Raw genomic sequence first — 17152 nt, 5'->3', positions numbered from 1 at the left:
GCACGTACGGATCTGGCCGGGGGGCGATGGGTAACCATCGTCCCTACCGGGACCACTCTTCCGGTGCAAATCGAGATTGTAGTTCTCCAGAATCCGTGAGATTCTTCAAAGTCGGATGAAAATAGCGTGCGAACAACAAAGCGTCTCGACGTTTTCGGCGGGCGTCCAAACGCAGGTCGTGCCCTGATTGTCTGACGGGCTGCTTAACCCGCCAAGGGAGGACGACAATGACTGTACGGCCAGACCGGACTTTCCACGCGACTGCCAAGCTCGCAATGCAGGCTCCAGTCGAAAATTTTGCGTACACTTTGATGTTGAGTCCCGACTTCTCTCGGCCTGATGGATTAGCAATAGTTGACGTAGACCCGAAGTCAAAGGACTACGGCAAGGTCGTCCATAGCGTGATAATGCCAAACAAGGGCGACGAGTTTCACCACTTCGGCTGGAACGCGTGCTCTTCGGCCCTTTCGCCGCTGAACGGTCACCCGTTTCTCGAGCGCCGGTTTCTGATCATTCCCGGTATTCGATCTTCGCGCATCTACGTAATAGACACCAAGGGCGGACCGACCAAAGCCAAAATCCACAAGGTCATCGAGCCAGAAGAAGTGTTTGCCAAGACGGGCTATTCTAGGCCTCATACGATTCACTGCGGTCCGGAAGGTATTTATGTCTCGACGCTTGGGGGCGGTGGCCCTGAGGGCACCGACGGACCTCCCGGCATCTTTGTCATGGATTGCGAGACGTTCGATGTCATCGGGCGCTATGAGATCGATCGTGGGCCACAGGACAAGCAGTATGATTTCTGGTGGAACCTGCCACGCGACTACATGGTATCGAGCGAGTGGGCACTTCCGCCCCAGTTCGAGAAGGGCATCGTCCCGGAAGATCTCCTGTCGAACAAATACGGACACCGGGTGCATTTCTGGGATTTGCGCGAACGCAGGAACGTGCAGACCATTGATCTGGGAGTCAATCACCAGATGGCACTGGAAGTCCGCCCCGCCCATGACCCGGTAAAAGAATACGGTTTCCTTGGAGTGGTCGTTGACACGACAAACCTTGAGGGATCGATCTGGACATGGTGGCGCGAGGATGGCAAATTTCATTGCGAAAAGACGGCGACTATCCCGCCCGAGGCAGCTGCGAAAGATGACCTTCCCCCGCTTTTGCAGGGCTTCGAGGCGGTCCCGCCGCTGGTAACCGACATAGACCTATCGCTCGATGACCGCTTCCTCTACGTATCCTGCTGGGGGACCGGTGAGATGCGCCAATATGACGTCACCGATCCTATGAAGCCTAAGCTTGCAGGGTCCGTCCATATTGGCGGCATCACGCGCAAGACCAAGCATCCCGGCGGCGGCGACTACAGGGGCGGCCCGCAGATGGTCGAGATCAGCCGCGACGGCAAACGCGTTTACTGGACCAACTCTCTGTATTCGACCTGGGACGACCAGTTCTATCCCGATGGTATCCCGGCAGCCATGGTCAAGGCCAGTGTCGGCGAGAACGGTGGGATCACCCTGGACAAGGACTTTTATGTCAAGTTCCCCGAGGGGTATCGCTCGCACCAGATTCGTCTGGAAGGCGGCGATTGCTCGACGGATTCATTTTGCTATCCATCGGTGTAACCGACTGCTCGGGTCAATGAAGCGATGAGCGAGTGGACGACTGCCGGGTCTCTCTGGTTGGCCGTCATCGCCAGCGGCATTTATCACGGCGTCAACCCCGGCATGGGCTGGCCGTTGGCCGTCTCGGCCGGATTGTTGGACAGACGTGCCAGCGAATTGTTCCGGGCGCTCGGCCTTTTGGCAATGGGCCACTTTGTGGCGATGATTGGCATCCTGCTGCCCTTCGGCGCGATGCTGACGCTGATTGTCTGGGAACGACAGATCCGCATCGCGGCCGGGTTGATCGTGATCGCAGCCGGAATCTATCTCTTGATCAACCGGCGCCACCCGCGTGTTCTTGCCCGTATACCGCCGGCGCAACTGGCGTTGTGGTCCTTCGCGGCTGCCACCGCGCATGGCGCCGGGCTGATGCTGGTGCCGATTTATCTGGGCCTGTGCTTGGCCGGGGAACCGGATGTCGGACACCAAGCGGCTGCCACGCTCATGACTGGTAATCTGATCACCGCCACGGCCGTCTCCGTGGTCCACGCGGCCGCCATGATTGTAAGTGGCGGCGTTATCGCCATTGCCGTCTATCGATGGCTCGGACCCAAGTTCATCTCACAAAGCTGGTTCAATCTCGATATCGTGTGGGCCGCGAGCCTGATCCTGGTGGGGGGAATTGGGATCGCGAGTCTCGGATTCGCTCAGTAGGCCCGAGGCCCTCGATGGTAACGACAAGCGCATAGCACATGATGTTGTAAGCGCAATTGCTGAGCAACGGTCCGCGAGCGAGCCAATGGTTGCATACGGGCCCAATCATATCGGCTGGATCGCCACAGAGTTTCTGACAACTTTCGCGGGTTCTGCCGATGACCGCTTCTGCTTGGTCTTCCGGTCCGCCTGATCGCCAGTCCCGGCCAGCGCCACGACATCGCGTTGGCCGAGGATCTCATCGACGGCATCAATGCCGATGCAGCCATTGCCGACAAGGGATATGACGCAGACCATCTCGTCGACAAGATCACCGGAGCCGGAACCCAAGTCGTCATCCCGCCCAAGTGCAATAGGAAAATCCTGCGCTCTTACAACGTCGATCTTTACAAGGAGCGCAACAAGATCGAACGCATCTTCAACAAGCTTAAGCAGTTCCGACGCGTCGCAACCAGATACGACAAGCTCCTCGCCAACTTCATGGGCTTTGTAAAACTCGCCGCAATCGCCATCTGGCTCAAATAGTTAAATCGTCACTACGACCTAGTATCGATTGAAACTTTTTGCATCGGAATTACGCCGCCAATTTCGGTACATAGCGTTCGACTAATCGCAGGAATCGGGTGTTGCGAGCCCCCGCAACCAAATTCCTCTCTAAAGATCAGCACCTATCTTTTTATCGCTGGCGGAAAAGCTTCGCTTTCCCTGGCGATGTTAGCTCCTCGTTCGCAGAGCTCACCATAACCTGAAGGGTGAGAGGTCGATCGGGCCCCGCCCGATAAAACAGTCCAGTGGACTGTTTTAAGACCCGAACGGGGCAAAGCCGGCCCCCGCAACCAAACATTCCCAAATACACATACTTAAAAGCCCCGGACCGCAAAAACGGCCGGGGCTTTGCTGCTTTTGCCAAATGACGTGGCCATGCGAGATTTGACGTTGGGAACCGCTGCAGCAAACTCAGCCACGTTCCGGCAACTGTCGTGAAACATGCCCGATCGGTCCTCGGCGCCTTTCCTGGTCGGGATACTGTTTCCAGACAGCGTATCGCCACACATTGCGCTTTACAACTATATAACATAGTTGCTACGTTTCTAGCAATAGCGAGGCGGGCCTGCTGACCGGTTGTTTGGGCTGCCGTTAATGAAGGAAGCTGCGACGATGTCTGGGGCCTATGCTACTTTTTCCGACGATAGTTTTGCAGGCCGAACCGTCCTTATCACGGGCGCAGCGAGTGGAATGGGTCTTGAAACTGCAAGGGCGTTTGCCAGCAAGGGCGCGGAAGTCGTCATGGCCGACTGTGATGAGGCGGGGCTGAAGCGCTACGGTGCGGAACTGTGTAATGGCGGCGCGGTTGTTCACACGGTGACGGTGGATGTCAGCAATCAGGAAAGCATCGATAAGGCCTTCGACTATTGCGACGCCAATCTGGCGCGTCTCGATAACGTCGTGACATGTGCGGCGATCATCACAGCCAAGCGTATATTCGAGCAGGATCGGGCGCATTGGCACCGCGTGCTCGATGTCAATCTGCTCGGCACCTTCTTCGTCGTGCAGGGCGCAGTCAAGCGCATGCTCGACAACCCCGATGGCGGCAACATCGTCTGTATCGCCTCGGATGCCGGCGTGCATGGCGGCGGCGGCCTGATTGCCGATACCGCCTATGCGGCATCGAAAGCCGGGACCCTGTCGATGGTCAAGTCGGTGGCGCGCGAACTTGCGGGCAAGAAGATCCGCATCAACGCGCTGAATCCCGGGCCGACGGATTCCCCGATGCACTCGCATATCGATCAGTCGCTGAAGGACCGCATCGCCGGTAATCTGCCGATGCGGCGCATGGGGCGGCCGGAGGACATGGCGGCGGCAATCATGTTCCTGTGCTCGGATGCAGCCAGCTTTACCTACGGTGCCGCGCTCGATGTCGATGGCGGATCGATGTTCCGCTAGACCGGGGAGGGGATACAGGCATGCAGCAGACAGCCCGCCGTTACGCCTATTCGGCTGATATTCCCGAACTCGATGATGTCGATGTGCTCGTCATCGGGGGCGGACCATCGGGATTATCGGCTGCGGTCGCGGCGGCACGTCTTGGCGTGCGGGGACGCCTCGTGGAGCGCTACGGCTTCCTCGGCGGCAACCTCACGGCGGGCCTCGTCGGCCCCTGCATGACCTCCTATTCGCTCGATGGCAGCCAGCAACTGATCCGCGGCATCTACGAAGAATTCGTTCAGCGGATGATGGCGCTTGGCGGCGCGCTGCATCCGAGTACGATCCCGGCAGGTTCGGCCTATTGCGGCTTCATCGTCTACGGCCACGACAAGGTGACGCCTTTCGAGCCTGAGGCGGCGAAGGTCGCGGCGCAGCGCATGTGCATCGAGGCGGGAGTGGAATTGCTGCTGCACACCATGGTCGTCGATGCGATCGTCGACGATCATGATGCGGACAATCCCCAGGTGCTCGGGGTTGTTTGCGCCGGCAAGGGCGGGCTGAGGAGCATTCGTGCCAAGGTCGTCGTCGACTGCTCGGCCGATGGCGATGTCGCCCATTATGCCGGAGTCCATACCCGCCAGGGGCGGGAAAGCGACGGCCTTTCCCAGCCGCAGACACTGTTCTTCCGCGTGCAGAACGTCGATGACCAGGTGGTGGAGGATTACATCCGCGCGCATCCGCAGGATTTTCGGCCCTTCGCCTCGATCGTCGCCAAGGCGACGGCAGAGGGCCGCTTTCCCGTGCCTCGCCGCGGCATCGGTCTCTACAAGACCATGGAACCCGGCGTCTGGCGCATCAATACCGGCCGCGTCTTGCGCCGCAATGGGGCTGACGCCCTTGAGCTCTCGCTTGCCGAGGTTGAAGGCCGGGAGCAGACCGTGGCGCTGCTCGATTTCTTCCGCAACAACCTGCCCGGCTTCGAGCAGGTGGAACTGCGGGACACGGCAACCCAGATCGGCGTGCGGGAAACGCGACGGATCGATGGCGCCTACGAACTGACACTGCAGGATCTGCATTCCGGCCGCGCCTTCGACGATGTCGTGGCGTTGTGCGGCTATCCGCTCGATATTCACGACCCCACAGGCTCGGGCGGTGGTACCGGTGGCGCGGGGCTTGATGCGGCCAATATCTACCAGATACCTTACCGGGTCATGCTGCCGCGCTTTCATGAGGGCCTGCTGGTGTCCGGCCGCGCCGTTTCGGCGACGCATGAGGCGCTCAGCGCCATTCGTGTCATGCCGCCCTGTTTTGCGCTCGGTCAGGCAGCTGGTGTTGCCGCGGCGCTTTCGGTCGGTAACAGGGCCAGCCCGCGGCATGTCGACTACGCGGATTTGCGCAGGGAACTTCTGGCCCAGGGCGCCTATCTTGGCTGACGGAAGGAGAAAGCGCGGAAGTTATTCCCGCGTTTTCTCAAATCAAGCCTTCAGATGAAGGGTCACCAGCACGGTGCATTCAGCGCCATCGGCAAAGCGGGTTGCAACGCGCAGCCAATTGCCGAAGGTGTTGAGCCGGGCCACGGCAACGCCGTCCTGTTCGCCCGGCATGGCGAATTCCGTTCCTTCTCGAACCCAGTGCATGCCGTCAGGCGAGATCTCCACCCAGCCCTTGGGTGCAGCGCCGATGGGAGGCTTCAATGCCCGAATAAAGAACACGGCTTCATGCGCCCAGCCGGCCTCATAGGGTTCGCTCGCGGCGTCACCGCTCCAGCGCTCATTGCGGGTTATCACCGCCGTGATGTTTTCGGGAAGCATCAAAAATCCCCTGAAATGCAGATGGAATCGACGTAGAGAAAGGCACGCTTGGCGACATCCGTCTCGGCGAACAGGCAGAAGTTCAGCATGCACCAGAGGTTTTTCATCGCCGGAATCCGGATCGACTCGAAGCCGGATACGTCGAAATTCCGGTCGTTGCACTGCAAGCCGATCGCCTTCATGGAGGCGAGGTCGAAATCGAAGCGCATATAGCTCCAGTTCACCTTCGTCGGGATCTCGTTGTAGCAGAGCCGTTGTTCACCATCCGGCAAGTCCAGCCAGCCTTCGGGCGCCAGGTGATAGTGGCTTACGGTCTTGTCTTCCCGGCCGATGGCGGTGAAGGACGTGGTCTCACGTTTGTACTGCCATTTCTGCAGGTGCTTGCCGTCGAGTGCGTTGAGAAAGCGCAGATGTGGCATAACCCGCTCGCCGTCTCCGTCGCGATCGCCGCATTGCAGGTCGAACAGGAAGCCGACCGATCGCACGTCGGTTTCCGATAGTTTCAGCTCCGTCGCCTCCGGCTTGAACGTGAAGAAAATCTCGAAGCGGATCGGCCCGCGCTTGCGGAAGGTATGACGCTTGATTGCAACGTTCTGGGCACCCGGTTTTGCCTTTGTGGCGATCTTGAGCGCATAGGACGAATCCATGCCGCCGTGGGAGCCTGCATCCCAATGCCCGAGAGTTGAGAGCATGGCGCTCGAGTGCTGGGCAAAACCGGGCAGCATGACGTCGAGTGTGTCCTCGTAATTGCCGACCAACTGTGACCAGCCGCAATGCCCGCGCGAAAAATCGTCAAACGACAGGATGCGCGGCAGAGGATCGAAACGGCTGAGCGCCGGATCTGCGCGAAGCATGGCGAGCCTCATGGCTTCCATTATGTCGGCTGTGGAAGAGGGGGCTGATGTCGTCATTATGGTGTTGACCTCACTGTACGCGGAGCCGTTTGACGGCGTCCCAATCGATTTCGATGCCGAGACCCGGCCGTGTCGGCACGTCGAGCTGGCCATTCTTCTGGCGCAGGCAGCCGGGCGCCAGATCGGCCAGGTCGCGCTTGAAGGGGCTAAGATCGCATTCGCATTCCATCACCCGGAAATTCGGAAGGGCGGCGGCCAGATGCGCGCTGGCCGTCTCGCAGATAATGCCGGACATGCCGATATGCGGGGCGTAGCCCACATCATGGAGAGCGGCATAGTCGGCCATGCGCCGTGTTTCGGATATGCCGCCGGCACGAGCGACATCTGGCTGCAGGATGGAAAGGGTGCGGTTGGCGACAAGACGCTGCGCCTGATCGGCGGTAAAGTTGCTCTCTCCGGCTGCGAGCGGCACGTCGCAGCGTTTGCGAAGTTCTTCGTAGCCTTGCTCGTTTTCCGGCGCCAGTGGCTCCTCGAACCAGAAGTAGCCGTTGGCCGAAAGTGCCCTGCCGACCTCGATCGCCTGGTCCAGATCATAGGCCCAGTTGGCGTCGACACAGAGCTCGATATCGTCGCCGGCGCGTTTGCGCAGCCGTTCGATGCGCCGGCAGGCTTCCCTGACGGGATTGGCCATCTTGACTTTGATGCGCGGGAATCCTTCGCCGATATAGCGCTCCAGTTCCCGATCTGCCTCAGCATCGTCGACCCAGTTTACGGCGGCGGCATAGACCTCGATTGCTTCCCGACCGATGCCGCCAAGCAGCTTGGCGATCGGCATGCCGGCGGCCTTGCCCATGATGTCCCACAGCGCAATGTCGACGCCAGCGATCGCCTCGATCAGCATGCCGCCGGCGCGGCCTGACAGCGAGCGCCGCATGGATTGCCAGAGCGCGCCGATGTTGCGTGCGTCCTGTCCGATCAGCCGTGGTTTTAACGAGGTTTCGATCAGTTCCGCATAGGCCTTGGGCGAAAATCGGGCCAGCACCTCACCGACGCCGACGGCATCGGTGCGCACCTCGATGAGAACCATCGAGACCTTGTGATAGGTGCCCCAGGACGTGACGGTCGGTTTGGGCAGCATCTGGCTGAGCGGATGAGCGACGACATCTGAAATGAGGATCGCCTGTCCGATCGAACGTTGCACGGAATCCATCGGCTCTTTCGTTCCCAATGTTTTGCTTGTTGCTCCGGGTTTTGCTCGCTGCTTTGGGGCGCGTCTGTTATTCCTAGCTAGATGTTGGCGACTTGGCAACTGATAAACCTAGTTGCTAAGTTGGAAACTGCATGTTAGCTTTGTGAATATGAGGACCGAGATGACTGAAATTCCCGAAAGGAAGCCCGTTTTCACCGCCAAGCCGCCGAACCCTTCTCGGTTGGCGGATGGGGTGTCCGATGCGATTGCCGCAGCACTCTTTGATGGGCGCATTTCGCCTGGCGAGCCGTTGCCGCCCGAAGGGGAGATCGCCAGGGAGTTCGGCGTCTCGAAGCCGATCGCCCGCGAGGCGCTTCGTCAACTGACGGCGGCCGGGCTGATCTTCACCCAACAAGGCAAGGTTGCCCGCGCCAAGGCGCTGAGCGGCGACTCGATGGACAAGATTTACGGCTACGCGGTCCGCTCCAGTCTCAAGCGGCTGCGCGAAGCCAATGAAATGCGCCGCGTCGTCGAGACGGGAATTGCCCGGCTCGCCGCCGAACGTCGCGATCCGGAAGGTCTGGATATCATGCGGCAGGGCCTGGCGGGAATGCTGGCTTCCGTGCAGGAGCCCTCCAGCTTTACCGCCGCCGACATCCTGTTTCACCTTGGCCTTGCCATGACGACGGGTAATTACATGATCCGCGTGCACATGGAGAGCATGCGTTCCGTGCAGCGCGAGGTGTCGGAATTGTTTTCACGTCGCGCCAATCGCAGCGACGCTGACTGGCGGGCAACGATTGACCGGCATCAGGCGATCTACGACGCAATTGCAGCTGGCGATGCCGACCTCGCCGAGCAAAAAATCCGGGAGCATTTCGAAGCTGCCGACATTGCCTCGCTCGAGGTGGCCGACAAGCTGAAAGATGCCGAGTGATGAGCGCCGCGCGCTTCTCATTGAAAGGCCGGCGGGTGCTGGTAACCGGTGCCAGTTCCGGCATTGGCCGGGCTGTTGCGCTTGGCCTTGCGGAGCATGGAGCGGAACTGATCCTGCATCATTTCGGTAATAAGACGGGCGCGCGTGAGGTGGCCCGGGCGACCGGCGGCACAGCGCCGGTACTGGAAGCAGACTTCACCGACGGGCGTGCGACGCAGGCTTTTGCCGATGAAGTGCTCAAAACACACGGCCCGATCGATATCCTCATTGCCAATGCCGCCATCGAACATCGGCGGCCCTGGCAGGAATTCGATGAGGCGCATGTCAGCGCTCATGTGGCATCGAATTTCTCGGCGCTGCTGATGCTGACGGCAAAGCTGGTTCCGCCGATGGCCGAGCGGGGTTGGGGCAGGGTCGTCGCCACAGGCAGTATCATGGCGGTGCGGCCGCGGGCGGAAACGGTTGTTTATGCGTCGCTCAAGGCGGCGCAGTTGACCGCGATCAGGTCGATTGCGCGCGAAACCGGCCATCGCGGCGTCACGCTGAATGTGGTTTCGCCGGGTGCGATCGAGATCGAAGCCAATGCCGCGCGCTACGGCGACCCGGCGTTCCGCAAAGCGGTTGCCGCCAAGATCCCTATGGGCAGGCCGGGCCAGCCGCAGGACCTGGTGGGGGCGTTTGTCTTTTTGTGCAGCGATGCTGCCAGCTACATTACGGGTGCAAATATCCCGGTCGACGGAGGATGGTCGATTGGAGACGCGCCCGGGAGCCTTCCGCACGCTGCCGGGTGAGCGGCCTGCGGCAAGGTTTTCGAGATCATGCGGCGAAGCCATCCGCCGCAGCTTGCAGCCAAATTCCAGGCGAATGCCGTTTGCATTCAGTCGGCGAAGGCTGCTTGCCCACGACCAAAAAGGGAGGAAACCATGAAGGCCGCATTAGCAGGTATCGCAGCATCCGCGTTGACATTGTGCATATCGACGTCTGCCGTCTTCGCGACGGATCTCCGCATGACGGTCTGGACCGGGAGCGAGGCTCATCTGAAGATGCTGAATGGCATTGCGGAGAGCTTCAAAGCCACGCATCCCGACGTGAACGTGAAGTTCGAGACCGTGCCAGTCAACGACTACACGCAGAAACTGACCTTCCAGATCGCCGGCGGCAATGCTCCCGACATAGCCTGGATGATGGAAGATGCCGCTCCGGCTTTCGAAAATGCCAATCTTCTGATTGACCTCGGCCCGACGCTCAAGGCGGCGGAAGGCTATGATTTCGACGATTTCTCGAAGCCGGCCATGGGCCTCTGGCAGAAGGACGAAACAGTCTACGGCATTCCGTTCTCCACCTCGCCTTTCATGATCTACTACAACAAGGACATGTTCGACAAAGCGGGACTCGAAGATCCGCTGACGCTCGCCGCCAAGGGCGAATGGGACATGGACAAGTTCCAGGAAGTCTCCAAGAAGCTCGCGCAAGCCAATCCCGGCAAATGGGGCTTCGAGTTCAAGGATGGCGAAGGCTATGCCTCTCGCATGACCCATGCCCTTCTGCCGCCAATCCGCGCCTATGGTGGCGATATCTGGTCGAACAAGGAATGCGGCTTCGACAAGCCCGAGGCAGTCAAGGCGGTCAAGCAGCTGCATGACATGGTCTTCAAGGACAAGTCCATCGTTCCGCCGGGCGAACAAGGAGACTATTTCTCCGGCAATTCGGCGATGACGGTCAACCAGATTTCCCGTGCTTCGAAGATGGCGGAAGCCGGCTTCAAGTGGGGCATCGCACCGTTGCCCACCGGCCCAGGCGGTGAGTCACCCGTTATCGGCCAGGCCGGTCTTGTTGTGTTCGCCCAAGGCAAGAATACGGAAATCGCCGCAGAATTCGTGGCGCATATGACCAACAAGGAAAACGTCGCCACCATGGCGCAGTTCTTCCCGCCCGCCCGCAAGAGCGTTCTGCAGGCCGATGCATTCATCAACGGCAACAAGCTTGTATCGCCCGAGATGATGAAGAATGTGGCTGCCGCTATAGAAAAGGGCCGGGTGGTCTCGGCTAACGAAAAAGCGCCACAGATCCTTGCCGCCATGGCGCCTCGTGTCGATGCTCTGTGGAAGCCGGATGCCGATGTCGATGCCGCCATCAAGGGCATCTGCGCAGCAATCCAGCCGCTGCTTTGATCAGAACGAAGATGGCCGATACCGTTCATAACTCCGTTCGAACGGGCCAAAAGACCTGGCTGACGTTGAAGGTGAGAGAGATGATGGAGGCGTGGCTGTTCGTCAGCCCCACCTTCATCGGGTTCCTCATCTTCTTCCTCGGTCCGCTCTGCGCAGTGGTCTATTATTCAATGACCGAATGGAACCTGCTCAGCCAGCAGGCCACCTTCGTAGGCCTTGCCAATTTTCAGAATGCGCTCCTCGAAAACCCTGACTTTTGGCTTGTGGTACGCAATTCGGTTATTTTCGCGATCGGTCTCGTGCCGCTCAACATGGCGCTCGCGCTCGCCTTGGCGCTTGCCCTTTCCCGGCCGTTCTTTGGCGTCGTATTCTTTCGCACGGTGTTTTTCGCTCCCGTCATCACCTCGGCCATCGCCTGGGCGATCGTCTGGAAATTTCTGCTGCAGGGAGAAGGCGGTTTCATCAACCAGGTACTGGCGCTGGTCGGAATCACCGGTCCAAACTGGCTGCGTGAACCGAACTGGGCAATGGCGGCGGTCATCGTCACCCGCGTCATCAAGATGGTGGGCCTCAACATGATCCTCTACATTGCGGCGCTGCAGGCGATCCCGCGGGACTATGAAGAGGCAGCGCGTCTGGAGGGCGCCTCGCGCCGGCAGATCTTCAGCATGATCACCTGGCCGTTGCTGGCGCCGACCACGCTGGTCATCATGGTCATTACGACAATCGGCTCTTTCAAGGTCTTCGATCACATATACCAGATGACCAGTGGCGGCCCGGAAAACGGCACGCTGGTGCTTGCCTTCTACATCTACCAGCAGGGCTTCAAGTTCTTCAATGTCGGCTATGCCTCGGCGCTCGCCATGATCATGTTCGTGATGATCATGGCGCTGACCCTGGTGCAGGTGATGCTGCGGAGGAAGGGATCGGAGTGACCCAGCGCCAAATCCAGATCCTCTACCGCGCCTGCTGGACGATCGCACTGCTGATCGCCGCCATTCCTTTTGTTTTCCCATTCGTTTGGATGGTGTCGGCCGGCTTCAAGAGCGTGACCGAGATATTCGGCGCGCCGACGCTTATTCCGCGCGTCTGGCGCTGGCAGAATTTCGTCGAAGTGTTCACATACCAGCCGTTCGCGCGGCAGTATTTCAACTCGCTTTACATCGCGATCGTTGTAACGGCGCTCACTCTCGTCATCTCGTCCCTGGCCGGCTATGCGCTGGCGCGCATGCGGTTTGCCGGTGCCGGGCTGCTGATGCTTTTTCTGATCTCGGCGCTCATGGTGCCGGAGGAAGTGACGATCATTCCGAACTTCTTCCTGATGCGCTGGTTTGGTTTGGTGGATACTCACTGGCCGCTGATCCTGCTGCCCACCTTCGGCCCTCATGGGGTGATGGCAACGTTCCTGATGCGCCAGTATTTCCTGGCCCTGCCCAAGGAACTGGAAGAAGCCGGCAAGATGGACGGGCTCTCACGCTTCGGCGTCTGGTGGAAGATAGCGCTGCCGATGGCGCGTCCGGCCCTGGCTGCGGTTTCCATCATCACCTTTCTGTTCTCGTGGAACCTGTTCCTGGAGCCGCTGATCTTTCTGAGCTCGCTCGACATGTTCACGCTGCCTTTGGCCTTGTCGAACTTCAACGACAGCTACGGCTTACCGTTGTGGAACCTGCAGCTTGCCGCTACCAGCCTTGCCGTGGTGCCGATCCTGATCGTCTATCTGATCGCCCAGCGGCAGATCATCGAAAGTTTTGCGTTATCAGGCGTGAAGGGATGAGGAATTTTCGTTCATGAGCAGTGTATTGCTTAAAGGCATCGAAAAACGTTTCGGCGCCGTCGAGGTCATCCGCGGCGTCGATCTCAGGATCGATCCGGGCGAGTTCGTCGTATTCGTCGGTCCGTCGGGCTGCGGCAAGTCCACCTTGTTGCGGCTGATTTCGGGGCTGGAATATCTCAGCGGCGGTGAACTTGCGATTGGCGGCCGGGTGGTCAACGAAGTGCCGGCTTCGAAACGCGGCGTGGCCATGGTCTTCCAATCCTATGCCCTCTATCCGCATCTGACCGTCCGGGACAATATGGGTTTCGGGCTGAAGGTCCGCAAAGTCCCGGCACAGGAGCGTCAGAAGCGCGTCGATGAAGCAAGCGCCACGCTGAAGCTCGAAGCACTGCTCGATCGCTACCCCCGCGAGCTTTCCGGCGGTCAGCGGCAGCGGGTCGCGATCGGCCGGGCCATCGTCGGAAATCCTGATGTCTTCCTGTTCGACGAACCGCTGTCGAACCTCGATGCAGAGTTGCGCGTGCACATGCGTTCTGAAATTGCCGCTCTACACAAGCGGCTCTCCACGACGATGATCTATGTAACGCACGACCAGATCGAAGCGATGACGCTCGCTGACAAGATCGTGGTTCTGCGCGACGGCCGCGTCGAGCAGGTCGGCTCCCCCCGGGACCTATACGAGCGGCCGGCAAATACCTTCGTGGCGCAGTTCATCGGAAGCCCAAAAATGAATCTGCTCCCTGCAGATATCGCGCCTTTGCTGACAGGCGCAACGGCAATGGATGCCGCCGCCGAGACCATCGGGATAAGGCCGGAGCATCTGACGGTCGTGGAACCTCGAGACGGGACGCTACGCGGAACCGTCGGGCTTTGTGAATATACCGGGGCGGTAACGCTGCTCCACGTCAAGCTGCCGGACGGGCACGATTGCCTCGTCCTGCACGACGGTCATGACACGAAGGCGGGAATCCAAATAGGGCTCACCGCCGATGTCTCGAAGGTGCACTTTTTCAAGGGCAACGGGCAGACAACAAAGCGGACTGAACGAGGTCGGACTGCTTGAACGTACGGCCGCTCTTGGCGCGCTCGAGCCGCGGAAATCTCTTAAGAGCCGGGTTCGTCTACTCGCCCTGTCGTAAGTTGCGAAGTCGGTCGAAAAGGACGGCGAGCACGATTGCCCCGCCGATAAAGCAACCCTGCCAGAATGCGTTGATGCCGAGCAGGCCAAGACTGTTACGAATGACCTCGATGAGTGCGGCGCCGACCAACGCTCCAAAGGCAGTGCCGACGCCGCCGGCCAGATTGGCGCCGCCGATAACCGCGGCGGCAATGACCTGAAGTTCCATCCCGGCGCCGATGTTTGTGGTGACGGCGCCGAGCCAGCCGGTTTGAATGATGCCGGCAACCCCCGCCGACAGGGCAGAAATCATATAGACGATGACCTTGATCCTCGGCACGGGAACACCCGTCAGTGTCGCGGCGTGCTCATTGCCGCCGATCGCAAAGACATAGCGGCCGAACTTGGTCCAGCGCAGCACGAAACCGGTAATGAGTGCCAGCACGACCATGTAAAGCACTGGATTGGCGATGCCGAAAACCCAGGCGCCGCCACCGAGCGCCAGGAGCTTGTCGTGATCAGGCCCGAACTGGAAAACGACCGTATTGTTTGACGCAACCATCGCAAGGCTGCGGGCAATCGACAACATGCCGAGTGTGACGACGAAAGGCGGGAAGCCGAGATAGGCAATCAATACGCCGTTGAAAGCGCCGACCAGAAGAGCAGTACCGATTGAGGCGGCGATGCCGACTTCAATACTGTATCCCGCATGCATGACGACCGCCAGCACCATGCTGCACAGGCAAAGCACGGAGCCAACGGACAAATCGATGCCGCCGGTAATGATGACCAGCGTCATGCCGAGCGCGATAATGGCGACGAAAGTGACGTTGCGGGTGATGTTGTAGATGTTCTTCGCCGTCGCAAAGGAGTCCGTCGCCGTCGATAGAAAAATGCAGGCGAGAATGACTGCAATCAGTACCCAGAATGTCTGGCCGCCCATGATCGTCGCAAGCCAGCTCCGTTGTTTCTGTCCGATCGTTTGGTCAAGTGTAATCGCCATCGTCGACCTTCTTCCTTCCTGTTGCAACGGATAGCATCGATCACACCTGTTCAATGGCGCCGGTGATCAGTCCCGTCACTTCCTCCGGCGAACTTGCCGCAATCTGCTTGTCGGCAACTTTTCTGCCTCGCCGCATCACGATCACACGGTCGGCGACCGAAAAGACGTCGGGCATGCGGTGGCTGATCAGGACAACGACAATGCCCCGGTCCCGCAATTGGCGGATCAGGTTCAGAACCTCAGCCACCTGGCGCACTGAAATGGCTGCTGTCGGCTCGTCCATCAATACGATTTTGGCTTCAGACAGCATCGTGCGGCCGATTGCCACCGCTTGCCGCTGGCCACCTGACATTTGCTTGACGAGATCGCGCGCCCGCGTTTCGGATTTGAGCTCGCGAAATATCTCAGCGGCGCGCTTGTACATGCTCTTGTGGTCGAGGATGCGAAGAGGCCATACGCCGCGGCGCAATTCTCGGCCGAGGAACACGTTCGCTGCCGCCGTCAGATTGTTGCAAAGCGCCAAATCCTGGTGAACGATCTCAATGCCATTCAGGCGCGCTTCCTTCGGCTGATGAAGCACGAGATCGGCGCCGTCGAGCCGCATGGTTCCATGACTCGGTCGAAAGTTACCGGCAATCATCTTCACCAGTGTGGATTTGCCAGCCCCGTTGTCGCCCATCAGGCCGACGACCTGCCCCGCTTCGAGCGAAAACGAAACATCGTTGACTGCCTGGATGGCACCGAAATGTTTGGAAATATTGCTGAGCTCAAGAACCGCCACCAGCCTACGCGCCTCCCAAAACCTGCGGGCCATCCATCGCTCCGAACCCTGCTTGTCTTCGACGCAAGGCTCCGGCGAGTTCGCCTTTCCAATATCCTCCCAGGAAAAACGATTGGGAGCATTTACGCAAAACCCTGCGACAGCGTCAACTCATTGTCCCGGCCATTGATCTTATTGTCGCAAAAATCTGTTTTGTCAGACAAATATCATTTGACGAGAGTGGCGCCCGGATATTAGCTATCAATGGGGGAGAAAGAGCATGCTAATCCTTGTTACCGGTGCGACGGGCAAGGTCGGGCGGCGCTTCATTGCTGGGCTGCTTGACGATCCGAGATTTTCCAAGGCCCGTATTCGTGCGCTTTGTCATAATCGTTTGTACGAGGCGACCGACCGTGTCGACGTTTTCCAAGGCTCGATCGCTGATCGCGATGTCGTGGCAGCGGCGCTGGATGACGTTACCCATGTCGTGCATCTCGCCACATGCAAGGAAACGCCTGAAGACGTCATGGATGTCACGGTCAAAGGTCTCTTCTGGCTGCTCGAGGAGTTCCGTACGAGCGTCACGGCACGCCAGTTCATCCTGATCGGTGGTGATGCGGGTGTGGGACATTTCCACTATCGCCACGACGGCCCGATCACCGAGAACGCCCGCCATTGTGCCTATCCGGGAAGCTATGCGCTTTCCAAAGTCCTGGAAGAGGTCATGCTGGAGCAGTTTGGCATTCAGTACGGCCTCAATGGCTGTTGTCTGCGCGCGCCCTGGATCATGGAAAAGGACGATTTCAAGTATTCGCTGTCTTTTGGAGACGATATCTTTGGCGGTCCGGACTGGAAGACGCTCGTTCCCGAAGACGCGGCGCGGCGTTATGCAGCGATGGGTACGGTGCCGCTGCTGCTCGATGCCGATGGGCGTCCGCTGAAACGCAACTTCGTGCATGTCGACGACCTTGTATCGGCAATACTGGCAGCGATCGATAACCCGCGGTCGGAGCGGCAACTCTTCAATATCTGCATGGATCGACCTGTCGACTATGCTGAGGTCGCCGCCTATCTCCTGCGTACGCGCAATCTCGGCTCCATCGACATACCAAGCCGCTTCCATTCCAATTGGATGGACAACAGCAAAGCGAAATACCTGCTGGATTGGCGGCCAAACTACGATCTCGAAATGCTTATCGACTCAGCCTGGCAATACGAGCGTTCGAAGGAGGAGCCTCGCATCGTCTGGTATCCGGGTTGATTTCGTGTGGCGGGCACGCGGTGTCCGT

At 59.3% G+C, this 17152-nt stretch carries 16 protein-coding genes and 1 pseudogene; 12 read left to right on the top strand and 5 right to left on the bottom strand.

Annotation, left to right across the window (positions count from 1 at the left end; all coding sequences use genetic code 11):
* The first annotated feature begins 227 nt into the window (after window positions 1-227).
* The 5 genes and pseudogenes from J3P73_RS19890 (at window position 228) to J3P73_RS19870 (ending at window position 5680) form a co-directional block, all read left to right on the top strand.
* Window positions 228-1628, top strand: a complete 1401-nt coding sequence (locus J3P73_RS19890; protein ID WP_018073608.1) for a selenium-binding protein SBP56-related protein — start codon at window positions 228-230, stop codon at window positions 1626-1628.
* A gap of 24 nt (window positions 1629-1652) precedes the next feature.
* A complete protein-coding gene (locus J3P73_RS19885) occupies window positions 1653-2321 on the top strand; it encodes a hypothetical protein (RefSeq protein ID WP_018073609.1) in 669 nt (222 codons plus the stop codon).
* Window positions 2322-2492: 171 nt separating this feature from the next.
* Window positions 2493-2846, top strand: a pseudogene (locus J3P73_RS19880) (IS5 family transposase); the annotation flags it as partial.
* A gap of 615 nt (window positions 2847-3461) precedes the next feature.
* The gene (locus J3P73_RS19875; protein ID WP_130673048.1) at window positions 3462-4265 is read left to right on the top strand and encodes an SDR family NAD(P)-dependent oxidoreductase; all 804 of its coding nucleotides are present in this window, start codon (window positions 3462-3464) and stop codon (window positions 4263-4265) included.
* A gap of 20 nt (window positions 4266-4285) precedes the next feature.
* A complete protein-coding gene (locus J3P73_RS19870; protein ID WP_130692543.1) occupies window positions 4286-5680 on the top strand; it encodes an FAD-dependent oxidoreductase in 1395 nt (464 codons plus the stop codon).
* A 42-nt stretch (window positions 5681-5722) separates the two neighbouring features.
* Here J3P73_RS19870 and J3P73_RS19865 read toward each other — a convergent pair whose 3' ends face one another.
* The 3 genes from J3P73_RS19865 to J3P73_RS19855 are packed head-to-tail and all read right to left on the bottom strand — an operon-like array spanning window position 5723 to window position 8122.
* Window positions 5723-6058: a hypothetical protein gene (locus J3P73_RS19865; RefSeq protein ID WP_130656112.1), complete on the bottom strand. Its 336-nt coding sequence runs from the start codon at window positions 6056-6058 to the stop codon at window positions 5723-5725.
* The gene (locus tag J3P73_RS19860) at window positions 6058-6924 is read right to left on the bottom strand and encodes a DUF6772 family protein (RefSeq protein ID WP_130693102.1); all 867 of its coding nucleotides are present in this window, start codon (window positions 6922-6924) and stop codon (window positions 6058-6060) included. The genes J3P73_RS19865 and J3P73_RS19860 overlap by 1 nt, the downstream gene beginning before the upstream one ends.
* A 58-nt stretch (window positions 6925-6982) precedes the next feature.
* On the bottom strand, window positions 6983-8122 hold the full coding sequence (locus tag J3P73_RS19855) for a mandelate racemase/muconate lactonizing enzyme family protein (RefSeq protein ID WP_130771815.1): 1140 nt from the start codon (window positions 8120-8122) through the stop codon (window positions 6983-6985).
* Window positions 8123-8282: 160 nt separating this feature from the next.
* Between J3P73_RS19855 and J3P73_RS19850 the strand changes: the two genes are divergently transcribed.
* From J3P73_RS19850 to J3P73_RS19825, 6 genes are all read left to right on the top strand, one after another.
* Window positions 8283-9038: a FadR/GntR family transcriptional regulator gene (locus J3P73_RS19850; RefSeq protein WP_024319320.1), complete on the top strand. Its 756-nt coding sequence runs from the start codon at window positions 8283-8285 to the stop codon at window positions 9036-9038.
* Window positions 9038-9829 (top strand): SDR family NAD(P)-dependent oxidoreductase, encoded by a 792-nt coding sequence (locus J3P73_RS19845; protein WP_130692539.1) that lies wholly within the window; start codon window positions 9038-9040, stop codon window positions 9827-9829. The genes J3P73_RS19850 and J3P73_RS19845 overlap by 1 nt, the downstream gene beginning before the upstream one ends.
* A 132-nt stretch (window positions 9830-9961) precedes the next feature.
* Window positions 9962-11209, top strand: coding sequence for an ABC transporter substrate-binding protein (locus J3P73_RS19840; protein WP_130692537.1), 1248 nt, complete (start codon window positions 9962-9964; stop codon window positions 11207-11209).
* 11 nt (window positions 11210-11220) lie between these two features.
* Complete coding sequence (locus J3P73_RS19835; protein ID WP_130771814.1) at window positions 11221-12144, top strand: carbohydrate ABC transporter permease; 924 nt, start codon at window positions 11221-11223, stop codon at window positions 12142-12144.
* Window positions 12141-12983 (top strand): carbohydrate ABC transporter permease, encoded by an 843-nt coding sequence (locus J3P73_RS19830; protein ID WP_011653282.1) that lies wholly within the window; start codon window positions 12141-12143, stop codon window positions 12981-12983. The genes J3P73_RS19835 and J3P73_RS19830 overlap by 4 nt, the downstream gene beginning before the upstream one ends.
* A gap of 13 nt (window positions 12984-12996) precedes the next feature.
* Window positions 12997-14046, top strand: a complete 1050-nt coding sequence (locus tag J3P73_RS19825; protein ID WP_130692533.1) for an ABC transporter ATP-binding protein — start codon at window positions 12997-12999, stop codon at window positions 14044-14046.
* A 58-nt stretch (window positions 14047-14104) separates the two neighbouring features.
* Here the strand turns inward: J3P73_RS19825 and J3P73_RS19820 are convergent, their stop codons facing one another.
* Both J3P73_RS19820 and J3P73_RS19815 read right to left on the bottom strand, forming a co-directional pair.
* Entirely contained in the window at window positions 14105-15103 is a 999-nt protein-coding gene (locus J3P73_RS19820) for an ABC transporter permease (protein ID WP_130692531.1), read from the bottom strand.
* Between the two features lie 40 nt (window positions 15104-15143).
* A complete protein-coding gene (locus J3P73_RS19815; RefSeq protein ID WP_130693101.1) occupies window positions 15144-15884 on the bottom strand; it encodes an ATP-binding cassette domain-containing protein in 741 nt (246 codons plus the stop codon).
* A 259-nt stretch (window positions 15885-16143) separates the two neighbouring features.
* Here J3P73_RS19815 and J3P73_RS19810 point away from each other — a divergent pair, with 259 nt between their 5' ends.
* Window positions 16144-17124, top strand: coding sequence for an NAD-dependent epimerase/dehydratase family protein (locus J3P73_RS19810; protein ID WP_024319324.1), 981 nt, complete (start codon window positions 16144-16146; stop codon window positions 17122-17124).
* Window positions 17125-17152: the final 28 nt, after the last annotated feature.

Origin of the sequence: Rhizobium ruizarguesonis (assembly GCF_017357285.1) — a bacterium.
GTDB classification, from domain to species: Bacteria; Pseudomonadota; Alphaproteobacteria; order Rhizobiales; family Rhizobiaceae; genus Rhizobium; species Rhizobium ruizarguesonis.
Note: the sequence above shows the minus strand (reverse complement) of the source record. Positions and strands in the feature narration are given on the sequence as shown.